This window comes from Siphonobacter sp. BAB-5405 (genome assembly GCF_002872335.1).
GTDB lineage: Bacteria > Bacteroidota > Bacteroidia > Cytophagales > Spirosomataceae > Siphonobacter.
The window spans coordinates 1-17,662 of sequence record NZ_NJAG01000025.1; the positions used below are offsets into that span (position 1 = coordinate 1).

The 17,662-nt window shown below is 50.1% G+C and carries 14 protein-coding genes; 13 read left to right on the forward strand and 1 reads right to left on the reverse strand.

What is annotated here, in order from left to right; translation table 11 throughout:
- The 5 genes from BWI97_RS28380 to BWI97_RS17550 form a co-directional block, all read left to right on the forward strand.
- Positions 1 to 242, forward strand: a 242-nt coding sequence (locus tag BWI97_RS28380) for a hypothetical protein (protein ID WP_233207894.1), incomplete at its 5' end; no start/stop codon positions are given.
- A gap of 203 nt (positions 243 to 445) precedes the next feature.
- Entirely contained in the window at positions 446 to 892 is a 447-nt protein-coding gene (locus BWI97_RS17535) for a hypothetical protein (RefSeq protein WP_146010966.1), read from the forward strand.
- Positions 893 to 1,031: 139 nt separating this feature from the next.
- Positions 1,032 to 1,376 (forward strand): hypothetical protein, encoded by a 345-nt coding sequence (locus tag BWI97_RS17540; protein WP_102202156.1) that lies wholly within the window; start codon positions 1,032 to 1,034, stop codon positions 1,374 to 1,376.
- Positions 1,363 to 1,821, forward strand: a complete 459-nt coding sequence (locus BWI97_RS17545; RefSeq protein ID WP_102202157.1) for a hypothetical protein — start codon at positions 1,363 to 1,365, stop codon at positions 1,819 to 1,821. The genes BWI97_RS17540 and BWI97_RS17545 overlap by 14 nt, the downstream gene beginning before the upstream one ends.
- A 37-nt stretch (positions 1,822 to 1,858) precedes the next feature.
- Complete coding sequence (locus BWI97_RS17550; protein ID WP_102202158.1) at positions 1,859 to 2,284, forward strand: hypothetical protein; 426 nt, start codon at positions 1,859 to 1,861, stop codon at positions 2,282 to 2,284.
- A gap of 162 nt (positions 2,285 to 2,446) precedes the next feature.
- Here BWI97_RS17550 and BWI97_RS17555 read toward each other — a convergent pair whose 3' ends face one another.
- Positions 2,447 to 2,758, reverse strand: a complete 312-nt coding sequence (locus BWI97_RS17555; RefSeq protein ID WP_102202159.1) for a helix-turn-helix domain-containing protein — start codon at positions 2,756 to 2,758, stop codon at positions 2,447 to 2,449.
- 27 nt (positions 2,759 to 2,785) lie between these two features.
- Between BWI97_RS17555 and BWI97_RS17560 the strand changes: the two genes are divergently transcribed.
- The 8 genes from BWI97_RS17560 (at position 2,786) to BWI97_RS17595 (ending at position 17,634) form a co-directional block, all read left to right on the forward strand.
- The gene (locus BWI97_RS17560; protein WP_102202160.1) at positions 2,786 to 3,082 is read left to right on the forward strand and encodes a hypothetical protein; all 297 of its coding nucleotides are present in this window, start codon (positions 2,786 to 2,788) and stop codon (positions 3,080 to 3,082) included.
- 310 nt (positions 3,083 to 3,392) lie between these two features.
- Entirely contained in the window at positions 3,393 to 5,021 is a 1,629-nt protein-coding gene (locus BWI97_RS17565; RefSeq protein WP_102202161.1) for a polysaccharide lyase family 1 protein, read from the forward strand.
- A 328-nt stretch (positions 5,022 to 5,349) separates the two neighbouring features.
- Positions 5,350 to 8,442 (forward strand): DUF6298 domain-containing protein, encoded by a 3,093-nt coding sequence (locus BWI97_RS17570; RefSeq protein WP_102202162.1) that lies wholly within the window; start codon positions 5,350 to 5,352, stop codon positions 8,440 to 8,442.
- A gap of 97 nt (positions 8,443 to 8,539) precedes the next feature.
- A complete protein-coding gene (locus BWI97_RS17575; protein ID WP_102202163.1) occupies positions 8,540 to 11,686 on the forward strand; it encodes a TonB-dependent receptor in 3,147 nt (1,048 codons plus the stop codon).
- Positions 11,687 to 11,697: 11 nt separating this feature from the next.
- Positions 11,698 to 13,128 carry a RagB/SusD family nutrient uptake outer membrane protein gene (locus tag BWI97_RS17580; protein ID WP_102202164.1) on the forward strand — a complete coding sequence of 477 codons (1,431 nt, stop codon included), beginning with the start codon at positions 11,698 to 11,700 and terminating at the stop codon, positions 13,126 to 13,128.
- Positions 13,129 to 13,505: 377 nt separating this feature from the next.
- Positions 13,506 to 14,924 (forward strand): glycoside hydrolase family 140 protein, encoded by a 1,419-nt coding sequence (locus BWI97_RS17585; RefSeq protein WP_102202165.1) that lies wholly within the window; start codon positions 13,506 to 13,508, stop codon positions 14,922 to 14,924.
- Positions 14,921 to 15,817, forward strand: a complete 897-nt coding sequence (locus BWI97_RS17590; RefSeq protein ID WP_102202166.1) for a glycoside hydrolase family 43 protein — start codon at positions 14,921 to 14,923, stop codon at positions 15,815 to 15,817. Before BWI97_RS17585 ends, BWI97_RS17590 begins: the two co-directional genes overlap by 4 nt.
- Entirely contained in the window at positions 15,814 to 17,634 is a 1,821-nt protein-coding gene (locus BWI97_RS17595; RefSeq protein WP_102202167.1) for a six-hairpin glycosidase, read from the forward strand. The genes BWI97_RS17590 and BWI97_RS17595 overlap by 4 nt, the downstream gene beginning before the upstream one ends.
- Positions 17,635 to 17,662 lie beyond the last annotated feature (28 nt).

The following is a 17,662-nucleotide window of genomic DNA, read 5'->3' on the forward strand; positions in this document are numbered from 1 at the left end:
CTTGTTCAGTAAGACTTGCTAGTATTAAAGATGGTTTAAATAACGTACTTTCGGAATTAGGCGGAATGCATATTTCATCTTCTTCTTTTTCAAGTATCAATTTGGCTTATACCTCGTTTGAATTCATTGGCTGGATTGACAAGCTTAAAAAGATTTATAAACTATATTCTAAATGCCAAGAGGCTTCATTTAGACTAATCGATGGGGCATTATACCAGAGTGCTTCTGGGACAATAATGTAGACCAGACTCCTTACTATACTCCTAAAGATTTTGCTTTTTTTAGTGGAGTTATTGATGGAGCCTATTTAGATATTGTTGGTACCTTAGGATTACCTGCTACGTTTAATAGCTTCAATGAACTCATACAAGCTTATACACTCTATAATTATTTCAATTGCAAAGATGTAGCTAGTCAAGTAGAGATAAATCAGTTAAGAAATGAATTGCAAAAACATATCTCTGAAAGCAGTATCATTGACTGGATGATATCAGTGTATTTACAATCACAATTGGAGCAAAAACAAGGACATAAAAATAAGTGTGAAAATTATGCAAAAATACGCCAAGGTACTCAACAGTATTTGAATGATCCTATTGTAGTAATAGAAGATCTTAACTGGAAATCTGTAATAAATGGATTTAATAGTCTTGATAATTCTATTAGAAATTATATAGATGAAAAATCAGGTACAAGTAATCAAGCACGTTATGAACAAGGAAAATTATTGTACCTTGTTGCCAGTATATTAGAACCTAATGGAAAGACAGGAATTAGAAGCCTAATTGCAAACACGAAAAACAGCATACAGGCTTTACCTAAAATAACAACCAAAATTGATTCCCGATCTTTAATTACGAAACTTCAGCAGGAAACAAGACAAAAAAATTGAAACCTTAAAAAATGAATGGAAAAATACTCCATCAAAAATAAAATTATATTTTACTAATCCAGCAGCAGTAAAAACTTGGATAACGCATACTAACATTACTAAAATACTGGAGATTATCAAAAATGATGACCTTAAAGGAATGAAAATAGGTATAGAAATATTAGATATAAAAGGTAACTTTGTCAAAACGCATTATATCATAATTGATCAAACATGGGATTTGAGAAGGGTGCATGAGGGAGTAATATATTATCATCCAATAAGTGGTATAGGAAATGATCAAATAAGGTTATTATCAAGCAGTAACTCTGTAGGTAAGCATAATCACCTTAAGCCTTATTTGAAAATAGAAAAGTACGATCCTATAGAAAATAAAGGAAATATTTCTATGGATTATTTAGGAAATAGAGTAACTCAAGAAGGTGCAGAACGATATTTTTTAACTCATTTTAACATAACTTCAATTTCACATGAACTACCATAATAAATATATTACTCACGAATACTTAAGTCGTTTAAAAAGGAGTATCATCTTGTATCTTTTAGATTTTGATTATAATTTAAGGCAGGATTATACTCAAGATCATGTTGCTCGTTGGTACGGAGGACATTATTCTGAAGAATTTATGCCAGAAGAATCTTTGGCTCTAGAGGTGGAAGGTTATTTTAGCCAAAACGAGATTTTTTACATAAAAAAAATATCTAATCTCTTACATAAAGCAGCAGAAATAAATAGAAATAATCTTACTATTGGTGTTATTGAATCTCCAGTAAATTTAAATTATAATGCGAACATGGATATTAATATTTATGAAGAAGTAAAAACTACAATTGATGAATTTTTAAATATTGAATCTATCAAAGATTTCATTAATAAAATGAAATTAATTAATAGTAATGGCAGATGGCTTCCAACTGACAATTTGTAACATTAGATATTTATCTTTCATTAAATCATATTAGTTTATGTTACGTTTGTTTTCTTTTATAACTCTCTTATTTTTTATTACCTCCTGCAAAAAGGAAACCGATCCCATCACCGAATCCTTCGATTCTAAAAACCTAATCCGTCGCTGGACACTCAGCACTATTGAGGCCGATTGGGAAGGGAAAAATTATTCCATTGATGCCACCAAGCCATTTTTAAACGAAATGGAATACAAGGCCGATGGTACCTCAGTCGCCTACAATGATAAAGAAGTAAGTGATACGGGTACCTGGAAGCTTACGGATAATAAACTTGAGGAAACGCTAAGTAGCTATTCCGAAAAGCTGGTTTGGCCCCTCAAGTCGCTTTCTGCTCAGGAACTGGTGATGGAGTCTCCCCTGCACTCCAGACTGCGGGGGTTTCTTTTGTTACTAAAAGCAGGACTTGGTGGAGGGGTTCAGTGAGCCACTGGGGTTGAATTAAAATCCAACCTTACTACATGAGTCGAGCCTATGGCTCTTGGGTGTTGTCACTCCATTGGATAGTCTAGATCCGAAGGATTGGTCCATCTTTTAGGAACGGATTGAAATTCGTTCTTGTAATTGTATGCTCCCAAAATCGCTTTCTCAGGCCAATCCCTCCAACTGCTTAAATACCGGAATCAGAAGCTTCCCTTTCTCCGTCAGGTAGTATTCGATATGCAGGGGCTTTTCTGTAATAGTGACCTTCTCCAGAATTCCTTCTTCTTCCAGTTCCCGCAAGGCTACCGCTAACGACTGTTTATTCGTGTCCGGTATCTGGCGTAGTAGTGAATTGAACCGTAACGGAGCATCTACCGCCAGACGAAAGATGTCAGCCTTCCACTTTCCTGACAACAATTTCAAAAGACCCTTCGCTGGACAGGTCTCTGGGGCTTGGGGCTGTTCGCGGGTAGTCATGAATTTCTGACCTATTGCAAGGCTTAAGTGGATCAATCAATTTCGTACAAAGATAAAGAAATCAACTACATGGGACTACAGGTCAAAAAACCGCACGAAATGAGTGACGAAGAGCTACTCAAAAACGAGAAGTATCTGAAATTAGCAATCACGATGAGTGTAATCGCAGCCCTGCTCATGTTGGCTACCAGAATCTATGTAACCCTGTCGAAAGGAAAATTCAACGCCATTGCGGCGGCTTCGGTGGCGATGGTACCGCTGGTGCTAATCAATGCGATGAACTTAAAAGCAGTACGGACGGAGAAGAAAGGTAGATCATTGTAGATGATACCGTTAGCTCGTTCATAAAGATTTAGGTTAGCGGAAAACGAACGCAGAAAACGCTTTGGTTTACAAGCTATTATCCATTTTTCGGTGAATCATCTTGTCCTGTTTTCAGCGAATCGGGGTAAATCGACTGATAAGATGCTACAGAACCTCGAAAAAATGATATACATATCTCGGGTTTTTATAGCCTTATTTTGAGGTTGTAATGAAGTTCACCCTTCAATCTATCGCTTCATTCGTATTTGTCTTTCTTTAAAGAAGAAGAAAACCTCGATTTATCCGTGATTCATCCGTTTTTTGGGTAACCATGAAGAAAAACCTCATTCCTGTTTTACTAGCTGCTGTACTGAGTTCGACGAGCGTTTTTGCTCAGTATCCCCAAATTCCCGCCGACGTACAGAAAGCTAGTGATGAATTACTGGCCGAAGCCCGCAAAAAATCGGACTTAGCCTGGCAAAAAGCGTATCCAACCATTCTGAAAGAAGCCCGCGAGGGCAAGCCGTACATTCCCTGGGCGGGACGGCCCTATGATTTGCCGCAGGCACCCATTCCGGCCTTTCCCGGAGCCGAAGGCGGCGGTGCCTTTACTTTCGGTGGACGCGGGGGCAACGTATATGTAGTAACGAGTCTGGAGGACAGCGGCCCCGGTACCCTGCGGAATGCCTGCGAACAGGGGGGAGCCCGTACCGTCGTGTTTAACGTTTCGGGTATTATTCGGTTGAAAACGCCGCTCATCATCCGGGCACCGTACATCACCATCGCCGGACAATCGGCTCCGGGCGATGGCGTCTGCGTAGCCGGGGAGTCGGTCTGGATCAACACCCATGACGTGGTGATTCGGTACATGCGGTTCCGCCGGGGTGAAACGCACGTCGGTCGTCGGGATGACTCCATCGGTGGAAACCCCGTGGGTAATATCATGATCGACCACGTATCGGCCAGCTGGGGTCTGGACGAAAACATGTCGATGTACCGCCACATGTACAACGATAGTACGGGAGCCATCGAGCAGAAACTGCCCACGGTGAACATTACTATTCAGAACTCCATTTTCTCGGAAGCCCTCGATACCTGGAATCACGCCTTTGGCAGTACACTGGGCGGCGAAAATTGTACCTTCATGCGGAATCTCTGGGCAGATAACGCCGGACGGAACCCTTCCATTGGCTGGTACGGCATCTTCAATTTCGTGAATAACGTGGTCTTCAACTGGGTACACCGATCGGTAGACGGCGGCGACTACCGGGCCATGTTCAACATCATCAACAACTACTACAAACCCGGTCCGCTGACGCCGAAGGATTCGCCCGTCGGCCACCGGATCATCAAACCCGAAGCGGGTCGCAGTAAGCTGGATCACCTGGTATTTGGCCGGGCGTACGTTCACGGAAATATCATGGAAGGGAACGAAGCCATTACGAAAGACAACTGGAACGGGGGCGTGCAGGTAGAAAACTTCGCCAACACGGATAAGTATACCGCCGATATGAAGTGGAATGAGCCGCTGCCCATGCCTCAACTGACGATTCTGCCCACGCAAAAAGCCTTTGATTACGTACTGGCGAACGCCGGTGCCACCTTACCCAAACGCGATCCCGTGGATACGCGAATTGTGGAGCAGGTACGGACGGGCAAGATCACGTATAAGGAAGGCGTGAAACTGCCGGAAAGCCAGTTCAAACACCGTCGGTTACCCATTGATTCGTACAAACAAGGCATCATCACCGACATTAGTCAGGTGGGAGGCTATCCCGAATACAAAGGCACGCCCTACGTTGATAGCGATAAGGACGGCATGCCCGATGACTGGGAAAAGAAAAACGGACTGAATCCGAAAGATCCGTCGGATGCTTCCAAAGTCAAGAAAAAAGACGGGTACACGAACATCGAAAACTACCTGAATAGTCTGGTTTCAGTGCAAAATGTAAAGCCCTAAAATCTAAGGGTACCCATCATAAAAAGGACTCTTTTGGGGTGTCAGACCGGGGCGAAGGCTTCGACGCTGACACCCTTTCATTTGGTACGGGTTTATGCTAAGATGATACAGCGGCTGGGAAACATGGTATACGAAAAAAAGAGCCTATTTCTTTACTTTTGAATACTTTTTCAGGGAAAAGGTACAGTCCTGAATGATCCATTGAAAAAGAATACGCGAGTGAGTGTGTATCCAATCCACGCTTCTGTAGAAACTTATCTTTTCTCACCAGCGAAAGGTCACCCGATGTTTCGCTGGTGAATGTATTCATTTAAGCCTGTTACCTGCGGTGTATCAAACGAAGCTTTTCTTAGGACTTGTACTGGGACTAGGGCTGGGAACGGCTCTGGCTCAAAAGCCTAAACCGGTAAAAAAACAACCGCCCATTCAGCTGAACGCTCAGCAAAAACTGGAGTATACGACCGACGTCCTCGGCAACCGGATACTGGATTTTTCCTACTGCGGCTACCGGGCGGGCGAAGCGGCTATTCCGAACGTACCCATTCAAATTCGGGTGCCCGTAACGAAAGGCGATGCCACGGCCCGGATTCAGGCCGCCATTGATTACGTATCGAAATTACCGCTAACTACCGAAGGTTTTCGCGGGGCTATCCTGCTGGAAAAAGGGCTGTATGAAGTAAGGGGTACGCTGAAAATCAAAGCTTCAGGCGTAGTCCTGCGGGGCAGTGGCATTCACGCGACGACGCTACGCGGAACAGGAGTCAGCCGGGACGATCTGGTCACGATCACCGGAAAAAACGATCAGCGGATCGAGAAAGCCGTACCGCTGACGGATGCGTACGTACCCGTCAATGCCCGCGTGGTGCATGCCCACGCTTCTTTGCAACCGGGAGATCTGGTACAGATTCAGCGACCTTCCACCAAAGCCTGGATCGATACGCTGGGCATGGATCATTTCGGCGGCGGCGTAACGGCTTTGGGCTGGAAACCCGGCCAACGGGACTTGTACTGGCACCGAAAAGTAGTAGCGGTCCAGGGCAATGAACTGACGCTGGATGCCCCGCTCACCACTGCACTGGATCAAACCTTCGGCGGCGGAACCATGGCCCGCTACACCTGGCCCGGAAAAATCCGGCAGTCTGGCCTGGAAAACCTGCGGATGGAATCGACTTACGATACGAAAAATCCCAAAGACGAAGACCACCGCTGGACGGGCGTAACGCTGGAAAACGTGGAGGACGCCTGGGTCCGTCAGGTCGATTTTGCTCATTTTGCGGGCTCGGTCGTCAACGTACAGGAGACGGCTCAACGCATTACGGTGGAGGATTGTCGTTCCTTCGAGCCCATCTCCGAGATCGGCGGCGAACGACGCTACACGTTTTATACCAAAGGCCAGCAAACGCTGTTTCAACGCCTCTATTCTGAATACGGTTACCACGATTTTGCGGTAGGTTTCTGTGCCACCGGGCCGCAGGCCTTCGTACAGTGCGAAGCCCATTTGCCCCACAGTTTTAGCGGGGGTGTAGATAGCTGGGCTTCGGGCGTATTGTTCGACATCGTGAACAGTGACGGCAATGCTTTACGATTCGGTAACCTGGGCCAGAACGGGCAGGGAGCCGGATACAACGCCGCCAACAGCGTATTCTGGCAGTGTACGGCGGCACTCGTGCAGTGCGATCAGCCCGTACTTGCTCAGAACTGGGCTTTTGGTACCTGGGCTCAGTTTGCGGGTAATGGGTATTGGGAGCAGTCGAACGAGCACATTCGTCCCCGCAGTTTGTACTATGCTCAGGTGAAGGAACGTCTCGGAGAGCGTTTTCCGGAAGCCCTGATGCCCGTTCCCACGGAAGCTTCGAGTAGTCCGCCGGTTAACGTGGCTCAGGAGCTGACGCAGGCGTCGCTTCGTCCAGCTTTAACGCTATCGGAATTCATCGAAAAAGCTTCCACCCGAAACGCAATTCCCGTGGAAACAAAAGTCGCTGCCGTGGATTCCAAAACCACCCCAGGTTCCGTACCTCAATCGGCTCCGATGGAAATCAAAAAGGGCGTGCTGGTACGGGGAGAACAAATTCTGACGGGTCGTCGGCAGGAGGTGCCCTGGTGGAACGGGAGTACCCGGCCCCAGGGTCTGAAAAATGTCAAACCGCACATTACTCGCTTTGTTCCGGGACGCACCGGCGTTGGACTTACCGACGATCTGGACGTCCTGACCGATTCTATGCAGGCTCAGCACATTCTGGCCATCGACCACAACTACGGACTTTGGTACGACCGTCGCCGCGACGATCACGAACGCATTCGTCGCATGGACGGGGAAGTGTGGGCCCCGTTTTATGAATTACCGTTCGCCCGCAGTGGGAAAGAAACGGCCTGGGACGGCCTGAGTAAATACGATCTGACGAAGTATAACCAGTGGTACTGGAATCGGCTGAGACAATTTGCCGATCTGGCCGATCAAAAGGGCTTGATACTGGTACACGAGCATTATTTCCAGCATAACATCATCGAAGCCGGAGCCCATTACGCCGATTTCCCCTGGCGTCCGGTGAATAACTTGAATCACACGGGCTTTCCCGAACCCGTGCCGTACGCGGGCGATAAGCGGGTATTCATGGCCGAGCAATTCTACGACGTGACGCATCCCGAGCGGCGGAAACTACACCGGGCGTACATCCGGCAATGTCTGAATAATTTCATCGGAAACACGGGCGTCGTACAGCTCATCGGAGCGGAATATACCGGGCCTTTGTCCTTCGTTCAGTTCTGGATCGATACCATTAAAGAATGGGAAAAAGAAACGGGCAAACGCGTTACCGTCGGACTCAGTACGACCAAAGACGTGCAGGACGCCATTCTGCAGGACGTCAAACGAGCCGACGCCGTGGACCTCATCGACATTAAGTATTGGCATTATCAGGCCGACGGGTCCGTCTACGCTCCGGCGGGTGGACAAAACCTGGCTCCCCGCCAGCACGCCCGCTTGCTCAAACCCAAACGCAGTTCCTTCGAACAGGTCTACCGGGCGGTGAAGGAATACCGGGAGAAGTATCCCAACAAAGCCGTAACCTACGCGGGCGACAGCTACGACGTTCAGGGGTGGGCTGTGTTGCTGGCGGGCGGTTCCATGCCCAGCCTGCCGCCCATCGCCGACGGTGCTTTTCTACAGGCCGCAGCCCGGATGCAGCCCGTCAACTTACCGGAAAATGGGCCGAATCAGTACGCTTTGAGTAATCCGGCACTTGGTTATATTCTGTACAACGACTCGAATCAAGCCATTAGTTTACCCGTTCAAAAGTCAGTAACCGTTACCCGGATCGATCCGAAAACGGGGCAGGTACGCGGCGTGAAAAAGTCCGACCTTGGAATGCTCGATCTACCCGCCAGCCAGGGTCCCGAAGTGATTTGGATACGTTTTCAGTAAACCAGTACGCAGCAGTACCGAATGATTTTCCAGCCTTTTTACCGAAGGCCGGGAAGCGTATGCTTACCTCTTTACAAGTTAAACCTATACAAAACCTATGAAACAATTCTTCCTGACCCTGCTGGGGTTCCTGCTGCTATTCTTCACGGCTCAGGCCCAAACCCGTACCATTCGGGGCAACGTAACGGGAGCCGGAGAGGCCCTGCCCGGCGTAAGCATTTTGCTGAAAGGTACCCAACGCGGCACCACTACCGACGCCAGTGGTAGGTTCCAGCTCGAAGTACCGGAATCCAACGCCGTACTGCTGTTTAGTTACGTGGGCTATCAAAACAAAGAAATCATCGTCGGTAGCCAGACCGAATTGACGGTAGAAATGACGGCGGATAACAAAGCCCTCGATGAAGTGGTCGTCGTGGGTTACGGTACGCAGAGCAAGCGGGCCGTGACAGGGGCGGTTACGTCCATCGGGTATGACCAGTACAAGGATCGTTCGTTCAGTAACGTCACGCAATCACTGGCGGGGAAGATGCCGGGCGTCAACATCACGCAGGCCCAGGGAGCACCGGGCTTATCGCCCATCATCCGGATTCGGGGCGTCAATTCCATCACGGCGGGGACCAATCCGCTGTTCGTGGTAGACGGTGTGCCGCTGGAAAACTTCAACCTCAACATGATCAACCCGCAGGACATCGAGTCGGTAGAAGTACTGAAAGATGCTTCCTCGGCGGCTATTTACGGGTCACGCGGGTCCAGTGGCGTAATTCTGGTAACGACCAAGCAGGGGCAGGCGGGCCGTACTACCGTGAGTGCTACCTTCGAATACGGCGTGCAGGAAGTAGCCAAGCAGATCAAAATGATGAACGCCCAGCAATACATTGACTACTACGTCACGGCAAAAAACAACGGCTGGGTGGCAGCGGGAGGGAAGGCCACCGATCCCAATTCGGCCCGGACGGCTTCGTACCGCATTCCCGAGGATTTCCTGAACAACCGTCAGCTATTCGGAAATGGTACCAATTGGCAGGATGCCATGTACCGGACAGCTCCGCTGCGAAACGCTCAGGTGTCGGTGTCGGGGGGAACGGACAAAACACAATTTCTCTTTTCAACGGCCTATCTCGATCAGGACGCCGTACTCGATCAGAACTACTACAAACGCCTGACCATTCGCTCGAACATCAAAAGTGCCGTTTCGAAACGCCTCACCATTGGAGCTAACCTCGGCATCACGGGAATCAACGACCGGACGGAAGGGACGCAGGGGAAAAGTGACGTCATCAGTCTGGCTTTGCAGAGCACGCCGATTTATCCGGTGTACAACGAAAACGGCAACCTCGGCCCACTGGACCCGAACTCAACCTGGAATCGCTTTGTACCCTTCAATGATCTGGTACTCTGGCACCCGTATTCGCTGACCCGCTTTTACCACAAGAAAAACCGCTCGTTCAATACGCTGGGGACGGCATACGCGGAATTCAACATTCTCGACGACCTGAAATTCCGGACGAGTATCAACGCGAACCTTTTCAACAACCGGGGCGACAGTTACCGCGTGGCGAAGCAGGGCTACGGCTACTCGTCGGTGCTGGACGCGGCAGCAACGAATTTCTCGACGTACTCACTGAACTGGCTGAGCGAGAATACGCTGAACTACGACAAGCAATTCGGTGATCACAAACTGACGGCTCTGGCGGGGTATACGGCTCAGAAACAGCGGGATGAGTACGCGACGGTGGGAGCCAATAACTTCCCGAACGATCTGGTCGAAACGCTCAACGCGGGTACGGTTTCGGCGGGAAGCACCACGGCTTCGGAATGGTCGATGCTGTCGTATCTGGGTCGGGTGAATTACAACTTCAAGAACAAATACTTTTTGACGGCGGCGGTGCGGCGGGATGCCAGTTCGCGATTTGGTCGGAACAGCCGCTGGGGTACGTTTCCTTCGGTATCGGCGGGCTGGCTGGTTTCGGATGAGAATTTCATGAGTGACCTCAAAGCCGTCAGCAACCTGAAACTCCGGGTAAGTTATGGCGTAACGGGCAACAACCAGATTCCCAATTACGGGGCGGTGAGTTTGCTCGGCAGTAGTAATTACGTGGGCAACGGAGCCATCGCCAACGGCCTGCGAAATACAAATATCGCCAACCCGGATTTACGCTGGGAGAAGAACAATCAGTTTGATATTGGACTGGATCTGGGGCTGTTCAACAACCGGCTGAACATCACGGCGGATTACTACAATACCGTCACCAAAGACATGTTGCTGAACCTGCCCGTGCCGGACATTACGGGTTTCTCGACGCAGCTCACCAACATCGGACGGATGCGGAATCGGGGATTTGAACTGGCGATCAATTCCAAAAACGTGGTCGGAGCATTCAACTGGACGACGGATCTTAACTTTTCCCTGAACCGCAATAAAGTCCTGAAACTCGGTCCCTCGAACGCACCGATTATTTATACGGAATACGTCGTGAGCGTCAAGACGGAAATCGGTCAGCCGATTTCAAATTTCTACGGCTACGTGTTTGATGGCGTATTCAAAAACCAGTCGGAAATCGACGGCTATCCGCACGACCCGAGTACCACGCCGGGCGATCCCCGCGTGCGGGACGTCAACGGCGATGGCCGCATCACCACCGACGATCAAACCACGATTGGCAATTACCAGCCTGATTTCATTGCCGGGATGACGAATACGTTCAGCTACAAAGGCTTCGACCTATCTTTTCTGTTGCAGGGTTCCTACGGCGGAGAAATTGTAAACCAGAACGTTCGTTACCTTGGAATCTGGAACGCGGGCCGGAATTTCTACGAAGACCTGACCAATTACTGGCGTTCCGAAAGCGAGCCGGGTGACGGCAAACATTTCAAACCCACCATTTCGCCGAAGGGTTTACAGGAAAAATTCTCCAGTTACTGGGTGGAAGATGCGTCGTTTCTGCGGGTGAAAAACATTCGGGTTTCGTACGCCCTACCGACGAGTTGGCTTAGCAAAACGCCCGTCCGTTCGGCCCGGGTGTATGTGAACGCTGAGAACGTCTTTCTCTTCAGCAAGTACCGGAATATCGATCCCGAAAACACCACTTACCGTCCCACGAATTACAACGCCATCAGTACCGAAACCGGTACGATTGGCAGTACGGGTAATGCGAGTTTCCCCTCGGGAGCCATGATCGGCGTGGATTACGGCTCGTACCCGCTGCCCCGGGTCATTACGTTTGGTATTCGTGCGGACTTCTAAACCTGATACTCATGAAACGTTATTCATTCCATCAATCGGCTTACGGGCTGATGCTCGTGCTGGCGACGCTTACGGGCTGCACGAATTCCTTCCTGGATCTGGCTCCAATTTCCAACGCCAACTCCGAAAATTTTTACCGGACTACCGCTGATTTCGATCTGGCCGCCAACGCCGCGATGGCTACCCTGTACACCGTATACGGTCCCGAAGGCCCCGTTTCGTACGCGGGAGAAATTCAGTCGGATAATGTAACGCTAAACGCCGTGGCGGGCATTCAGGCCGACAAATGGGCCTACCGCGATTATACGCTTAATTCCACCAATACGATCAATTACTCCTTCTGGCAGATGTACTATTCGGCTTTGTACAACGTCAATATCGTGATTCAGAAACTGGAATCGGCTTCGCTGAATGAAGACTACAAAAAGTCCATGCGGGCTCAGATGCTGTTTCTGCGGGGCTTGTACTATTTCAATATGGTGCGAACCTGGGGCGATGTGCCCCTGGTACTGACACCCATTACAGCCGCGGAAAGTTATACCTACGCCCGCAAGCCACAAGCCGAAGTATACCAGCAGATTCTGTCGGATTTGCAGTACGCGGCGGAAAATCTGCCGCTGGCTTCGGCGACGGCCAAAGGCAAGCCAACCCAGGGAGCGGCCCAAACCTTACTGGGCAAGGTATACCTGACGCTAAATGATAAAACCAACGCAGCCCGCGTGCTGAAAGCCGTTTACGACAGCAAACAGTATTCGCTGGTACCGGCGTACGCTTCGCTGTGGTCGAATACGAACAAGAATACGAGTGAATCGATTTTTGAAATTCAGTTTCTGGGCGGCTCCCCGACGAGTCCGTACAGCGAGTACTACCAGACGTTTTTCCCCGCGGTGAGTTATACGGGGTACATCGGAGGCGGTATCAATCAGGTAACGAATGATTTGTGGAACGAATATGAACCGGGCGATCCCCGCAAAACGGCGAGCATTGATACGGGCTACGTGGATACGAAAGGAGTGTTTCAGTCTATCAGGTTTCCAAAGAAATGGAACGACAAAACAACGCCAGTAACGACGGGCAAGGTGCTCGGCCTGAGTAATTTCATGGTACTTCGCTACGCCGATCTGTTACTAATGCTCAGCGAAGCTACCGACGATCCCACGTATCTGAATCAGGTACGGACGCGGGCGGGTGTACCGACGTATGGCTCGGCGAATTATCCTTCCGGTCGCTACGGAACATTGGCCCTGGCTTTGGAACACGAACGTCGGGTGGAGCTGGCTCTGGAATTTCACCGCTGGTTTGATCTCAAACGTACCAACCGGGCCATTCCAGTGCTGACCACCAAAGGCAAACCCGCCACGGAACCGAAACTGATCGCTCCGATACCCTTAACGGTGCTTCAGCAAAATTCGATTATTACGCAGAATCCGGGGTATAATTAAGCATAGAAACGCCGCTTTTCTGTTCGCCCCGATTGTGAATGATCGGGGCGTTTTTGGTCAAGCGTCTTAGACGCGAAACCATTCCACCCCGATCATTCCATGACGGTTTTAAATCGGGGTGAGCTGAAATGTTTCAAAAAAAAATAATCCGTCTAACCGCCCTCTCAGGAAAGTATCGTATAGAACTATGCTAAGTTCTTACAACGTACGCATGGGTTTACTCCTCTATGTTTGAAAAATGGCCCTCTGAGGTCAGAAAGGCATTTTTCTGGTTAGAAAAGGCAATAGGGGAGAGCCTTTCAAGGGAGCGTCTGTTCTAGTAAGATTCATTGGTAAAAGTGAATAATACTAAGCCTGACCATTAATTGCGTATAGTCATGACGAAAAAAATAGGGCTATTTCTGGGCATGGTGGCCCTGTTGGCCGCCTGTCAGTCTAAAGGAGAACAAGCAAAAGACGAGAAACCCAACGCACTGAGTTTACTGAAGGTATCGGACAACGGCCGCTTTCTGGCCACCAAAGACGATAACGAGCCTTTTTTCTGGCTGGGCGATACGGGCTGGCTGCTGTTCACAAAACTCAACCGCGAACAGACCGATCAGTACCTTGAAAACCGGAAACAGAAAGGCTTCAATGTTATTCAGGTGATGGTGCTGCATACGTTGGGAGCTAAAAACGTATACGGCGATTCGGCCCTGGTGAACAAAAACGTAGCGACGACGCGGGTTGAAAACGGCGATGACCCCACTAAACCCGAAGAGTACGACTTCTGGAATCACGTGGATTATGTGATTGATAAAGCCGCCGAAAAAGGCATCTACATGGCCCTCGTACCCATCTGGGGGTCGAACGTGAAGTCTGGCAAAGTGAAGCCGGAGGACGCGAAACTCTACGCCGAATTCCTGGCCAACCGGTATAAAAATCGCAAGAACATCATCTGGCTGAATGGCGGGGACATCAAGGGAAGCGATGGACTGGACGTCTGGCAGGCCATCGGTACAACGCTGCGGGAAAAGGATCCCAATCACCTGATTACCTACCATCCCCGGGGCCGGTACACGTCCTCGGACTGGTTTCACGCCGAAAAATGGATGGATTTTAACATGGTACAGTCGGGGCACCGTACCTACGCTCAGGATACCTCCCGCAACGATAAATGGCACCACGGGGAAGACAACTGGCGATTCATTCAGGCCGATTACGCCCGGAAACCCGTCAAACCCGTTATCGATGGTGAGCCTTCGTACGAGGGCATTCCGCACGGTTTGCACGACGTTAACCAGCCCCGCTGGACGGCTGCCGACGTGCGTCGCTACGGGTATTGGTCGGTGCTGGCCGGAGCCTTCGGGTATACCTACGGCGACAACGAAGTCATGCAGATGCACCGCACGGACGATACGTCGGGAAGCTCGTACGGCCCTAAACTTACCTGGGACAAAGCCGTAGACGTCGAGGGTGCCGGTCAAATGATTCACCTGAAAAACCTGCTGCTTTCCAAATCGTACTTTGACCGCGTACCGGATCAGTCGCTCGTGGCCGATCAGGGCGAACGGTATAATTATCTGACGGCCAGTCGCGGGCAGGATTACGCGTTGGTTTACACCTACACGGGTCGGACCTTCAAGCTCAACATGGGCAAAATTCCGGGGGCCAAAGTGAAGGCTTCCTGGTACAGTCCCCGCGATGGGAAGTACACCGAAATTGGCGAAGTGAGCAATCAGGGCGTGCAGGAATTTAATCCACCGGGTGAACCCAAAGATGGAAACGATTGGGTACTGGTAATCGACAAGGTATGAAGCAGGTAGCCTGGATGATTGGCCTGTGGATGTGCCTGAGTTCGTGTACCCGGGACACGTTCCTCTTTACGTCTTTTCACGAACCGGCTAACGAAGGCTTGCGGCTATTGTACAGCCACGACGGCCATCAGTGGAAGGATCTGAATAAGGTATTCCTGAAACCCGAGGTAGGTACGCAGAAAGTCATGCGGGACCCTTCGATGGTACGGGGCAAAGACGGCACGTTTCACCTGGTCTGGACCTGTAGCTGGAAGGGTGATAAGGGGTTCGGATACGCCAGTTCCAAGGATTTGATTCATTGGTCGGAACAACGATTACTGCCCGTGATGGAACATGAAGCGGCCACGGTGAACGTCTGGGCTCCGGAAGTTTTTATGGATGAGGAGACGGGACAGTTCGTTATCATCTGGGCGTCCACGATTCCGCACCGGTTTGCCCGGGGCGTGGAGGACGAGGATAATAACCACCGGATGTACTACACAACGACCTACGATTTTAAGACGTTTTCGCCGACGCAACTTTTCCTCGATCCGGCGTTTAGTGTCATTGACGCCGTCATTGTGAAACGGAAAAAGGACGATTACGTACTGGTACTGAAAGACAATACCCGACCCAACCGAAACATCAAAGTCGCCTTTGGCAAACGAGCCATCGGGCCGTACACGAACGTTTCGGAGCCTTTTACTGATCCCTTCACCGAAGGACCTTCCGTGGTGAAAGTGAAGGATAAGTGGCTGATTTACTTCGATTCGTACCGAACGAAAACCTACGAAGCCGTCGAAACCAAAGACTTTAAAAGCTTTCGGAAAGCCAAGGTAAGCGTTCCTGAAGGCCATAAACACGGGACTATTTTGAAAGTAGACCGCAACATTTTGAAAGGATTACAGCGATGAAAAGCCTTTGTACCCTAGCCCTGGGCTTGCTGATCACGAGTGTGAGTGCTCAGGACACGGTTCGCTACGTAGGCACGACGCTTTCGAACGTGGATTACCACCACGGGCAGTTGAATGCAGCCGTGGGCGTGCACAACATTCAGGTCTTTCGGGCCAATCGCGAGAACCCCGAAAACAACTGGACCTACAACCACGCCCCCATGCTGGCGTACTGGAACAACACGTTTTACCTGCAATACCTGAGCGATCCGGTGGGCGAGCACATCCCGCCGGGCCAAACGCTGCTACTGACTTCCAAAGACGGTTACCATTGGTCAAAGCCCGTCGTAATCTTTCCCCCGTATAAAGTGCCGGATGGCTTTTCCAAGAAAAAACATCCCGGAGTTGCCAAGGATCTGTACGCAGTGATGCACCAGCGGATGGGCTTTTTCGTCGCGAAAAACAAACGACTGTTAACGCTGGCCTATTACGGCATTGCGATGGACGCCAAAGATGATCCCAACGATGGGCAGGGTATTGGCCGCGTGGTCCGGGAAGTATACAAAGACGGCACGTACGGACCGATCTATTTCATTCGTCCGAATGCTTCCTGGAAACTGGATCAAAACACGTATCCGCTGTATACCAGCAGTAAGGATAAGGGATTTGTGGAGGCTTGTACCGAGTTGCTCGCGACGCCCCTGATGATGCAGCAATGGGTGGAAGAAGCCGACCGCAATGATCCGCTGATTCCGCTTAAAAAGGAAGTCAAGGCGTTTAGTTACTATCATTTACCCAACGGCAAGGTCGTCGGGCTCTGGAAACACGCCCTGACTTCGGTTAGTGCCAACGAAGGGAAAAGCTGGCAATACAATCCCTTGCGGGCACCCGGTTTTGTGAACAGTAACGCCAAAATCTGGGGACAGCGGACTTCCGATGGCCACTACGCTACCGTTTACAATCCTTCTGAATTTCGCTGGCCGCTGGCGATCTCGACCAGTACGGATGGTCTGAATTACAAAAACTTATGGCTGGTAACGGGTGAAATTACACCGATGCGGTACGGCGGCAATTACAAATCCTACGGACCGCAATACGTTCGCGGAATTGAAGAAGGCAACGGTACGCCGCCCGACGCAAATCTGTGGCTGACTTACAGCATGAACAAGGAAGACCTCTGGGTAGCCAAAGTGCCGGTTCCGGTGACGGCCGATGTAACGGGCCCCGTTCGGGAAGTCTTTGACGAAATGCCCACCGGAAAAGAACTGGGTTCCTGGAATATCTACAGCCCCGTAGAGGCTCGGGTCACGGTAGACAAGGGGAGTGACGGCAAGAAGGCTCTGATCATGCGGGACAAAGATCATTTTGATTACGCTACGGCGGAACGGGTAATCGCTGAATCGCGGAAGCCGACGATTGAGTTTACCGTGGTGCCCCGGCAGAGTAATACGGGCGTGCTGCACATCGAATTACAGGGACCGAATGGACAGGCCGCCGCCCGCCTGATTTTTGACGCCGACAGTACACTGAAAGCAAAAGTCGGGTACCGGGAATCGGCTGTGATGAAGTACGAAGCAGGAAAAGCCTATACGCTCAAACTGGAGCTGGATTGTAGCAAACGAATGTATACCCTTTCCGTCAACGGTCAGCCTAAGGGACTGAAGCTGTTTTTCGCTCCGGTACCGTATTTCAAAAAAGTACTCTTCCGGACGGGAACGGTACGCCGCTTTCCCAACGCCGATACGCCCACCGATCAGAACTATGACCTGCCCGACGCCGGAAAAACGGACCCGGAAGCGGTGTATGAGATTCGGTCGTTCCGGGCGGAAGGAGAGTAAGGTTAGTTGTTAATTAATGGTTGTTGGT